The sequence below is a fragment of the Gordonia sp. UBA7860 genome (genome assembly GCF_002500165.1).
GTDB lineage: Bacteria > Actinomycetota > Actinomycetes > Mycobacteriales > Mycobacteriaceae > Gordonia > Gordonia sputi.
This window is the reverse complement of sequence record NZ_DLSO01000126.1, coordinates 43,220-52,260: the sequence shown is the minus strand read 5'-3', so window position 1 is coordinate 52,260 and position 9,041 is coordinate 43,220. Positions and strand designations below refer to the sequence as shown.

At 66.3% G+C, this 9,041-nt stretch carries 12 protein-coding genes; 9 read left to right on the top strand and 3 right to left on the bottom strand.

The window, feature by feature from the left end; all coding sequences use genetic code 11:
• Positions 1 to 37: 37 nt before the first annotated feature.
• Positions 38 to 1,483: a type IV secretory system conjugative DNA transfer family protein gene (locus B3T59_RS15930; RefSeq protein ID WP_287004253.1), complete on the bottom strand. Its 1,446-nt coding sequence runs from the start codon at positions 1,481 to 1,483 to the stop codon at positions 38 to 40.
• On the bottom strand, positions 1,483 to 1,725 hold the full coding sequence (locus B3T59_RS15925) for a hypothetical protein (RefSeq protein WP_287004251.1): 243 nt from the start codon (positions 1,723 to 1,725) through the stop codon (positions 1,483 to 1,485). The genes B3T59_RS15930 and B3T59_RS15925 overlap by 1 nt, the downstream gene beginning before the upstream one ends.
• 125 nt (positions 1,726 to 1,850) lie before the next feature.
• Here B3T59_RS15925 and B3T59_RS15920 point away from each other — a divergent pair, with 125 nt between their 5' ends.
• The 9 genes from B3T59_RS15920 (at position 1,851) to B3T59_RS15880 (ending at position 7,522) form a co-directional block, all read left to right on the top strand.
• Positions 1,851 to 2,039, top strand: coding sequence for a hypothetical protein (locus tag B3T59_RS15920; RefSeq protein WP_287004249.1), 189 nt, complete (start codon positions 1,851 to 1,853; stop codon positions 2,037 to 2,039).
• Positions 2,039 to 2,953, top strand: coding sequence for a hypothetical protein (locus tag B3T59_RS15915; protein WP_287004247.1), 915 nt, complete (start codon positions 2,039 to 2,041; stop codon positions 2,951 to 2,953). The genes B3T59_RS15920 and B3T59_RS15915 overlap by 1 nt, the downstream gene beginning before the upstream one ends.
• Positions 2,950 to 3,138 (top strand): hypothetical protein, encoded by a 189-nt coding sequence (locus B3T59_RS15910; RefSeq protein ID WP_287004245.1) that lies wholly within the window; start codon positions 2,950 to 2,952, stop codon positions 3,136 to 3,138. The genes B3T59_RS15915 and B3T59_RS15910 overlap by 4 nt, the downstream gene beginning before the upstream one ends.
• A 1-nt stretch (position 3,139) precedes the next feature.
• On the top strand, positions 3,140 to 4,117 hold the full coding sequence (locus tag B3T59_RS15905) for a hypothetical protein (RefSeq protein WP_287004243.1): 978 nt from the start codon (positions 3,140 to 3,142) through the stop codon (positions 4,115 to 4,117).
• On the top strand, positions 4,110 to 5,114 hold the full coding sequence (locus B3T59_RS15900) for a hypothetical protein (protein ID WP_287004241.1): 1,005 nt from the start codon (positions 4,110 to 4,112) through the stop codon (positions 5,112 to 5,114). Before B3T59_RS15905 ends, B3T59_RS15900 begins: the two co-directional genes overlap by 8 nt.
• Before the next feature lie 16 nt (positions 5,115 to 5,130).
• The gene (locus tag B3T59_RS15895) at positions 5,131 to 5,469 is read left to right on the top strand and encodes a hypothetical protein (protein WP_287004239.1); all 339 of its coding nucleotides are present in this window, start codon (positions 5,131 to 5,133) and stop codon (positions 5,467 to 5,469) included.
• A gap of 65 nt (positions 5,470 to 5,534) precedes the next feature.
• Positions 5,535 to 5,909, top strand: coding sequence for a hypothetical protein (locus B3T59_RS15890; protein WP_287004238.1), 375 nt, complete (start codon positions 5,535 to 5,537; stop codon positions 5,907 to 5,909).
• A 231-nt stretch (positions 5,910 to 6,140) separates the two neighbouring features.
• Entirely contained in the window at positions 6,141 to 6,431 is a 291-nt protein-coding gene (locus B3T59_RS15885; protein ID WP_287004237.1) for a helix-turn-helix domain-containing protein, read from the top strand.
• Between the two features lie 98 nt (positions 6,432 to 6,529).
• Positions 6,530 to 7,522 carry a hypothetical protein gene (locus tag B3T59_RS15880; RefSeq protein ID WP_287004235.1) on the top strand — a complete coding sequence of 331 codons (993 nt, stop codon included), beginning with the start codon at positions 6,530 to 6,532 and terminating at the stop codon, positions 7,520 to 7,522.
• Positions 7,523 to 7,812: 290 nt separating this feature from the next.
• Here B3T59_RS15880 and B3T59_RS15875 read toward each other — a convergent pair whose 3' ends face one another.
• Complete coding sequence (locus B3T59_RS15875) at positions 7,813 to 8,901, bottom strand: hypothetical protein (protein WP_287004233.1); 1,089 nt, start codon at positions 8,899 to 8,901, stop codon at positions 7,813 to 7,815.
• Between the last annotated feature and the right edge of the window lie 140 nt (positions 8,902 to 9,041).

Below are 9,041 nucleotides of genomic sequence, written 5' to 3'. Positions count from 1 at the left end.
GCACCGGGGTCTACTGCGTTCTCTGGGCTGTCCGGCCTCAGGTCAGCCCCTTGATGTCGCTCATGTCCGGCACCCGGACGCGGACGCCGGCCATGCCGCCCAGAATCAGGCGGCCCTCGCCGCGCCGAGTCGGGCGCAGCTCGGCCTCGTCGACGGCGGCGGTGACCTCGCGGCCCTGGCTGGTGCGCGCGGTCGCGTCCAGCGAGCTGGTGCCGCGCTCGATCTTGCCGGCGGCCTTCGCAGCACGCTCGAAGAGCTCGTCCTCCGGTGCGCCGGGCAGCACCAGGATCGCGGGGAAGATGTCACGGAGAATCCGCATCCCCGCCTCGCCCCACCGGGGGGCCAGCTGGCTGGACGCTTGCACGGCAACACACATACGTATGAAAAGTCCCCTGGTTTCCCCCACCCAGTTGGCTAGGCGCGGCAGTGGCGTGGTGTTGGGCAGTTCGTCGATGACCAGCAGCAGCGAGGGGAGCTGACCGACTCGCTTGCGCCAGTGGTCGATCATGCTCGTGATGACGGCGACAGCCGGCGGGGCCGACGTGCCGTTGAGCGGTGCGACGACGAATAATGTTCCTCCGTGCTCCAGCATGCTCGGCTCGAAGGGCGGCACGAGCTCGCGGTCGTGATCGGCCACACGCCGGGACGCCCATGACGCGAATGCGTTGCGCATGTTGATGCCGATGCTGTCTCGCTGACGCGGGTCCATCGCGGCCGATGTCATCAGTGTGTCCGCGTGCCAGCTGTCCTGTAGCTTGCCGCGGCGGTAGGCGGTCTCCCACGACGGGGTGTCGAGGTCGTTGTTTTTGCGCTCGGCCTCCTCCTTGTCCTTGGGTTCGCTGATCGCTGAGTTCTCGCACGCGTTGGCAGCCCATCGGGCACCGCCACCCCACACCAGACCGCGTTGGGGGTGCTCGTACCAACCCGACGCCTGGATGATCGCGGCCAGCGATCGCCGGGCGAGGGTCTGCCAGGTCGCCTTGTCTCCTCCCCCACCGGTTCCGTCGCCGGCGCCGAGATCGCCGACCTCCATCAGGAGGCTGGCCATGTCAAGAGCGCTGTCGTCGTCGTAGACCAGTGCGCACGGATCAGCCTGCACGCGGGTGACGGGGACACCCTTGAGTTCGGACTCCCGAACCTCGCCGGACAAGTCCAACAGATAGACCGGACCGAAGCGGGCCCGCTGTCGGATCGTGAGTTCGGCGAGGTCGCCTTTCGAGCTGACGCAGACCACGGGCCGAGCTCCCCAGATGATCGTATTGACGCCCAAAATGGCGCGCGACTTTCCCTGACCCGTTCTAGCACTGACGAGCAAATGTGGCTGAGTGCAGGCTCTTTGGCCCTTTCGACGCCCGGCGTTGCGCTCATCGACGGCGCCCGGGTCGTCGGGGATGTCGTCGAGCAGCACGCCTGCGTACGGCTCGTCGGGTGGTGGTGGGGCCGGTGATGTTACCTGCTGCCTGTCACGGTTGCGGATGCCCATCACTTGTCCCATCGCTGCTGTGCCGCCGCGGCAGCAGCGTCGCTGGAACGCTTTGCGGCTGAGGTCTTTTCGTCGGTGATCGTCTGGGTCAGCGCCGGATCGCCCAGCAGCCGACGCGCGTGGAGGAGCAGGGCACGGGCGAATATGCCCGGCGAGATGCCATGCGCGGCAGCGGTTTCCCGCAGATCAGCACGCTCCCCCGGTGTCAGGGGCACCTGCTGGTGCTCGGTCAGTCGGGCCATGTCGATCGTCTCCTGTCGAAATCGGTGTAGCGGTGCATACCTCTTCAGGGTACTGTATAACTATCCGCATAGCCGCATAATGATGCGACACGAACAGCGGAAACGATCCGGAGGAGTGCATAGATATGGGGAGAATGGCTTTCAAGCTCGCGATCTGGCTGGTGCCGATCGTGCTGATCCTCGGCATCGGCTGGACGCTCGGCGGGACCACCGGAGTCAGAGACGGACGGACCGGCATGTACCACAGCGTCGTGCGGTGCCTACCTGTGACGGATCAGGCGGCACTCGACGCGTGCCTCAACGGTGGTCGGTGATGTTGTCGACGACATGGTGGCAGCCCGCGCACTGGTGGGCGTCGACGCGCTCGCACATCCGCAGCACCGCCGGTGTACTGGTTCACCCACCGGCCACCGATGTGTATCGGTGGGAGCGCGAACGCTCCGCACTGCTCCGGAAGCCCGGAGCCAGGCCGTCGCGGGTGCGCCGATCCGAGTTGCTCGACTACCGGGCGCTGGGCAGTCGACGAGCGGGCGTCGGTGCCGGCGAGTCTTCGATCACACATGAGATTACGCCTCGATGGATCAAACGCTTCCTCGCCGACGACGACTTCACGGAGCAACTCGCTCGGTTCGTCAGCCTGGTCGTGGTCGGCCCCATCGTCGCGGTGTTGGTCGGTCCGGGCCTGGGCATCGGCGCCGTTCTGTACCGCGGCCTCGAGCGGCTATCGCCACGTATCGGCCGACTGTGGGTCTGGCCATGGATCGTGCTCTCAGCTCTGGTGCTGCTGATCACCGGGGGCATCGGATGGTTGACCGGGCCGCGACTCGGCCTGATCCCGTGGTTCCCGATGGTGTGGACGACCCTGCCGCTCTACGACTTCATCGTCTCCTGGGTCTGCTGGCAGCTGGTGATCGCCTTCGCGGCGATCGCCTGGTGGATCTACGCCTGGGGCTGGCGAGCCGTGCCGCGCGACGCGGTCAAAGCACCCAAGCAACTCCCCGACGGTACCTGGCGCGAGACGCCTGAATCCGAGCGCATCGACATCGGCTTCGATCCGCAGCTGATCCCGGCGTACGAGGCACCGGTGACCTACAGCGACGACGGCGTCGACCACGACATCGAGGACGAGCTCGAAGACAGCGACGAAGAGGAGTTTGAGCCCCCCGCCGCCGACGACGACCTGGAGGCGATGGAGGCCGCCGACCTCGCTGAGCGGGGCCGGCCATGACCCGCGGTCACCTGATCGGCATCGCAGCCCTGCTCATCGCCCTCGGCCTCCTCGCTCTGATCATCACCGGTGCCGTGCTCGGTGGCTGGTGGCGATGGGCCGGGACGGGCGCAGGGGCTGTGTGTGCAGCGGTGATGGTCGCCGGGATGGTGTCGGACAAGCGAGATGAAAAGGGAGAGCAGTGAAATGAGCAACCAGCAGCCGATCAACGTGACCGTCCAGACGAGCGGCCGCGAGGGCCAGCGCATCGTGGCCACCATCCTGCTCTTCGGTGGCCTCGGGGCGGTGATGTGGGCGTTCGGCCAGGGTCCGATTGGTGAGTATGCCTCGATCGTGGCCAGCGCCGCGCTGATGTACTTCGCGCGCCGGCAGTGGCGCCGGGGAGTCGGCGCCGATGCGGCCGCTCCCGACACCTCTGGCGGCGCGACCCTGGCACAGTCACTGGCGGCCGGGCTGGCCTCGCAGCGGGGCGGCACGCCGGCGCTGCTGGGCCAGTCACTGCTTGTCGGCCTCGCGTTCCTGCTCGCACGAGAACTGATCTCGATCGTGATGCACCCCGTGATCGGTGCATCTGCTGTGTACGTGAGCATCGTGACCACCGCGGCGCTGTCGTTCCTAGGCCAGCACCTGGTACAGCGCCGATATGGCCGCGCACCGATCGACAGGGGCGGCGTGACCAGCTGGGTCTCGCTGCCGGGCGAGGATTGGCAGCAGCACCTGTGGCGGTTGGGGCGGGAGCTGACCGGCGGCGGCGACGGCTACCTCCGCCGATGCCACCCGGTGGTGCTGGCAGCTGCATCTGTGGCCTATGGCCTGGTGTCTCTGGGGGTCCGACAGGCGCTGGTGACCGCCATGCACCTGATGTCGAACCTGGTGCTGGCCGTCGGGGTGTCGGCGGTGCTCGGCAGCGTCCTGGTGCTGCCGACGCTGGTCCCCGAGATGATGCGCCGCCTGCGCGACCGGACACCGACCACGGACGCGGCGCAGACGCCCGTAACCGCTCAGGTGCTCCCGGTCCAGGCGGCACCCGCTCCGGTCGTCGAGCCTCCGGTTGCCCCCACGCCGCCCAAGAAAGTCGTTCGCCGGGTCGAGCAGCCGGCACCGACCCCTACACCGAAGAAGGTCGTCCGGGTTGTGAAGAAGAAGGAGAACACTGATGTCTGACACTGAGTACGTCGACGAGGACGGGAACGTCGTCGACCCTCGCGATCTCGACGACTACGAGGTGGTCGACGCGGCGATGTACGTCGACGAGGACGGGAACGCTGTCGATCCGGCCGAGCTCGATGCCGGTGGGTACCAGATCGTCGATAAGACCGACACTCCGGTGCCCGGATCACCTGCCGCGCAGGTGGAGAGAGCGTCGAAAGTGCCCAAGGCGCTGCTCGCGGTCGCCGCGGTCGCGGTGCTGGCCGTCGGCGGTGGCGCTGTGTACGCGCTGCACAGCATTGGCGACCAGCACACTGCCGCCGACATCAAGGCGGGGGCCGAGCGCAAGAAGGACGAGGTCGAGGCCGGCGTGCAGGACCGCGCCGCGGACGAGCGCGCCGAACTCATGCCGGTCACGGCATGCGGTGGGTACACAGGGTCGGGCCTGGCCGCAGCGCAATGGACCGGTGACGAGCGGCCGTCGATGCAGCTGGCCATCACGTCGGTCACCGACCTGCCGAGCGGTTTCAGGTCGCACGCTGGTGATCTGCTGACCGATGGCGCACAACCAGCCGCCCCGGTGACCACGTGGGCTGATCCGTCGCAGGGTGCGGGTACCGAGGGCGGCAGCGGCCCCCGGCTCGTATTGCTGCAGCTGTCGACGTCCCAGATCGGTGTGTACACCGGCAGCGGAGGCAGCGTCGAAGACGGTGGATCGTGGTGGAAGGCAACGTCATCCGTATCTCCCGTCCGCATCACCGGCGAGGGACCTGGCACCGGGACCGACATGGCGATGCGGGGGGCATGCCGGACTTCGTTCGAGGCTGGTGACTACCTCGTCACCGGCGACGGATCGACCGGCGATCGCACACGCCTGAGCGCTGTGATCGCCAGCGGTGAATCGAAATCCGCGACGGCCTGGGCCATCGTCGGCACCAGACTCGCCCAGCTGACCCTCGAGCGCGACAGCAACGCGGCGAACTCGAACTCCACCACGACCCCCGAGAACTGAAGGAGCACAACGAATCATGAAAACCCGAACTCGCGTCATCGCAAGTACCATCGCCGCTTCGGCAGCAGTCGGACTGGCCACCATCGGCGTCGGACAGGCATCGGCCGCGATCCCCGACGGGGCATACACGCTCACGAGCACGGCGGGAGCCCACGCACCGGCGAGCGTCTCACACGGCCGTTTGCACTACCTCGGCCAGGCGTTGCCGATGGTCCCAACGCCACGCGGCGCGACGGTCGAGGTGGCGGGCGACGCGATCACCTACAAGCTCGCCAAGCGCGGCCGTGGATACGTCGGCACGTCCACCATCCTCGGGATTCCGACGGGGGTGGTGATCAGCCTGACGCCACGCTAGCGAAAACGAACCCGACAGCCGCACAACGTAATCCGACGAAACAACATCAACAGAGGAGCCAGAGAGTGAACACCAACAAGATCAAGGCAGCCACCGTCGCGCTCGCCGGAGCCGCTGCCATCGCGGGCCTCGGCGCACTCGGCACGGGCACCGCCGCCGCGTCGCCGGTCCCCCACGACGGCTCGTACACGCTTGTGGTGCACAACCCGATCGTGCCGGTGGGTACACCGCCGATCGGCTCGGTGCCGGCCAGCATCCACGGCGGTGTCCTGACCATCGCCGGGCAGTCGGGCACCCTGCACGCGTCGGCCCCGGGCGACAACGATTTCGGGCCGACCGCGACCATCGCGGGCGTGTCGATCTCGCTGCTCGGTGATGGCAGCGACGGTTACGGCGTCGTCGCCAACGGATCGAGCTGGGGTCGGCTCGTGCCCCGCTGACGGGCTGAATCAAGAACCCCCGCACCTCGGTGCGGGGGTTCTTGTGTGTCTGCGACCTGCCGCACGGACCTCGGCGCGACGAAGTAGACCTCCCGAATGACCCGAGGCGGAGCGCTGCTTTCGTGCGCCTCGTGGGTAGGCTACGGTCAGCCGTGAATCACAAGTGATTCATACGAGGACGTACACGGACGGGGAGAGCGATGTGGACAAATGCCGTGACAAGATGTGCAAATGCCAGCGCCGTCGACCCACCTCACGCAGCACCAGCTGCGGGTGCGTGACGTGCGGCGCAAGGCCCTTGGGGCCGCACTGGCCGCTGCTCGCCAGCGAGCCGGCATCACCCAGGACGAGCTCGCCGACGCGAGCGGGGTCTCACGCCCGACGATCAGCCGTATCGAGCAGGGCACCAGCTCCATCTCCAGCGACCGCCTGTGGGACCTCGCCTACTGCTGCGGCACCACGCCCGCCGATCTCTTCATCGCCGCGCAGATCGACGCGGCGCGCAACACACCGAAGCAGTAGCTCGCCGTCGGGCAGACGCACATGTCGGCGTCGAGCCGTGTAGACGCCGACTCCATCTCGCGCACAGCGCAACTCAAACCATGACGGGAGTGATCCACATGCCCAAGCACATCGACCTCTACGCCATTTACAGCCTCGACCGCCGAGCACCCTCGCCGGTGCTGGCGCAGCACCTCTCCGACGAAATCAACGCGGTTGATCCGCGAGATGCTCTGACGCGCACCAGGATCGACACCGCGCGCGTCATTCTCGGCGATCCGCAGCGCCGTGCCCGCTACGACGCCCAGCTCGCCGATCCGTCCGCCCCGGTCATCGACGAGCGCACGCTGGCCGCCCTGTCCGGCCGCCCCGCGCCGTCCGCACGCCCGTCGGGCCAGCAAGCGAAAATCCTGACCGGGATCGCCGCTCTGGTGGCCGCCATCATCGTGATCGGCGTGGTGGCGGTCGCATGCAGCCGCGGTGGTGGTGATGACAACGGCGGTGGTGACAAGACCACGACTGCCGCCTCCCAGGCCCCCGAAGACGACATCCCGTCGGGACCGCTCCCGGTGAAAGCCAATCTCTACCACGCCGCGTGGGACGAAACCGTTTCCCGCACGCCGCTTTTCGCGGTGCGGTTGACCAAGGCCATCCAGCTGCCGGCCGAATTTCGCAACATCAACGGTGGTTCGAAGTGCCTCGACTCCGCCAACGCGGCCAACGGTGGTATCGCGCAGGTGCAAGGCGGCGACATCGCAGTGACCGCACTGGACGCCGAGGGCAAAGGCGTGCGGACCGATCTGTGGACGTATCCGCAGGTCAAGGTGTCGGCCGACGGAAAGGTCGGCCCGGTAGCGGTGTACGACAGCAGGACCATCGATGCGGCCACCGAGCCGTTCGACCTGGCCGAGGAGTCGCAGTGCGGCTACTACCGCATCGACACGACGACCGGCATCAGCATCCCGGCCGACGCGAAAGGCGTGGAACCCGAACAGGTTTTCGCCACCCTGGTTCTGCCTGATGCCTACAACAAGAAATCGGCGTGGGTGTCGCTGCGAGGTCATTCCGATGTGCTCTACCAGGCGGAAGTCATCTACCCGCCCAGGAACTGAGAGTGTGATCTCCATGGGACTGCGTGAGAGCAATGATCGAGCTAATGGGCGGGCGCTGCCGGTGAGGCCGCTGAGAATCAGCAGTCGGCGTTGGGCCAGGTGCCGAAGGACGAGATTAACGGGCGGCCGAGCCGGCGCCGACCGTCCAGGCACGGCTATCGCGAGATCGCCAGCGGGATTACGGCCACGGGGCTGATACGGAGGACGCGTGTGAGAGGGCTAGCGGAGAGCGCAACCCCGGCAACGGAATTCCGTTGCCGGGGTTGCTGTTCGTCGGGGCGATACCGGAGTCAGACAGACTGCTGACCAGCGTCGAAATCGGAGTTCGCCATGCGGGAATTCACAAACTCCCGCAACACCCACTCCGCTGCTGCGGTGGGAGTGGTTGCTTCGTATACGCCGATCGGGAGATTGCAACTCTCTGGAAGTGCGGACGCGTCCCCATGACCGAGACCGAATACGACTTCGACACCGAGTCCGGTGAAGTCCAGAGCGAGCTCCAGGAGCTCTGCGCGATCACGATCTTCGGACCGTTTGGACTTCTCGTACTTCACGCCGCCTCCTCGATAGACGAGTAGGACGTCGAACGGCGGGTCGTCTACCGAGTAGTCCTCTAACCAGCAGTCCATCGTCGCGATTTGCGGCTCGTAGGTCTTCCACTCCAGCCCCGGCGTACACAGTTTGTGCTTCACCTTCAGGAGGCCGCCAGCGCGATCAAGGACACGCTTCACATCGACTTTGGTGGACCCTCCAGTGGCAGGCCCTAGGGTTCTGATCCGGAGTGGATCTGTCCTGATGTCGATGTCGCCCCAGTCGTCGAACGACGCTGTTACGTCGTCGGTTTGAGTGGGAACACCTCCGACCACCGCAGATGCGATCGAGCCGAGAGCATCCTTGCGGAATCCCTTGAACGATGAGGGTAGATCGGTGGCTTTCAACCATTCGTCGACCACCGGTGTCCACCAGAACAACACGTCTCGGACTTTATCCATGTCAACGGGCTCGCCTTGATCTATGAGCCTTCGGACCTCAGCGTGGTCGACGCTAACGCGGCAACGAGTATGTCGGGCAAGGATGGTCAGCTGGCCCTCGTCCAGGGGCCCGGAGCCGTCTCCTGCGAAGCTATCGAGCCGACGCGTGGAGTCTGGCGGTACGTCGTATCGCCCCAGCAACCAGTTGTCGTCATCGGCTCGGATCTTTTGGGTGCTTACAGACACCGCCTTCGTGAAGCCGCCAAGACTCTTGCTCAGTTCCCTACAAAGGGTGCTAGCCTCTTTGCCGGTTTCCCTGTCGTGCTTTGCCCTGTCGTCGTCAATCAAACGGCGATCATCGTCGTCATAGACACCGAGATCGATGACGAGATCCTGCGTGTCCCACACATGATGCGGGGAACGACGTAGGCCGAGTGCTTCACATCCGTACAGTGCGCGGCCGAGCTTCCGACTTTCGACCGCATCCGCGTCGTCCCCAGTGGTCGCTATGAGTCGCGAAGCGGTTTCGGCTACCAGCGAGGCTAATG

Excerpts from the sequence above, each read along its gene's own strand:
- B3T59_RS15930 (WP_287004253.1), bottom strand. The coding sequence starts at position 1,483 with ATGGGCATCCGCAACCGTGACAGGCAGCAGGTAACATCACCGGCCCCA.
- B3T59_RS15920 (WP_287004249.1), top strand. The coding sequence starts at position 1,851 with ATGGGGAGAATGGCTTTCAAGCTCGCGATCTGGCTGGTGCCGATCGTG.
- B3T59_RS15885 (WP_287004237.1), top strand. The coding sequence starts at position 6,141 with ATGCCAGCGCCGTCGACCCACCTCACGCAGCACCAGCTGCGGGTGCGT.
- B3T59_RS15880 (WP_287004235.1), top strand. The coding sequence starts at position 6,530 with ATGCCCAAGCACATCGACCTCTACGCCATTTACAGCCTCGACCGCCGA.
- B3T59_RS15925 (WP_287004251.1), bottom strand. The coding sequence starts at position 1,725 with ATGGCCCGACTGACCGAGCACCAGCAGGTGCCCCTGACACCGGGGGAG.
- B3T59_RS15895 (WP_287004239.1), top strand. The coding sequence starts at position 5,131 with ATGAAAACCCGAACTCGCGTCATCGCAAGTACCATCGCCGCTTCGGCA.
- B3T59_RS15905 (WP_287004243.1), top strand. The coding sequence starts at position 3,140 with ATGAGCAACCAGCAGCCGATCAACGTGACCGTCCAGACGAGCGGCCGC.
- B3T59_RS15900 (WP_287004241.1), top strand. The coding sequence starts at position 4,110 with ATGTCTGACACTGAGTACGTCGACGAGGACGGGAACGTCGTCGACCCT.
- B3T59_RS15915 (WP_287004247.1), top strand. The coding sequence starts at position 2,039 with ATGTTGTCGACGACATGGTGGCAGCCCGCGCACTGGTGGGCGTCGACG.
- B3T59_RS15910 (WP_287004245.1), top strand. The coding sequence starts at position 2,950 with ATGACCCGCGGTCACCTGATCGGCATCGCAGCCCTGCTCATCGCCCTC.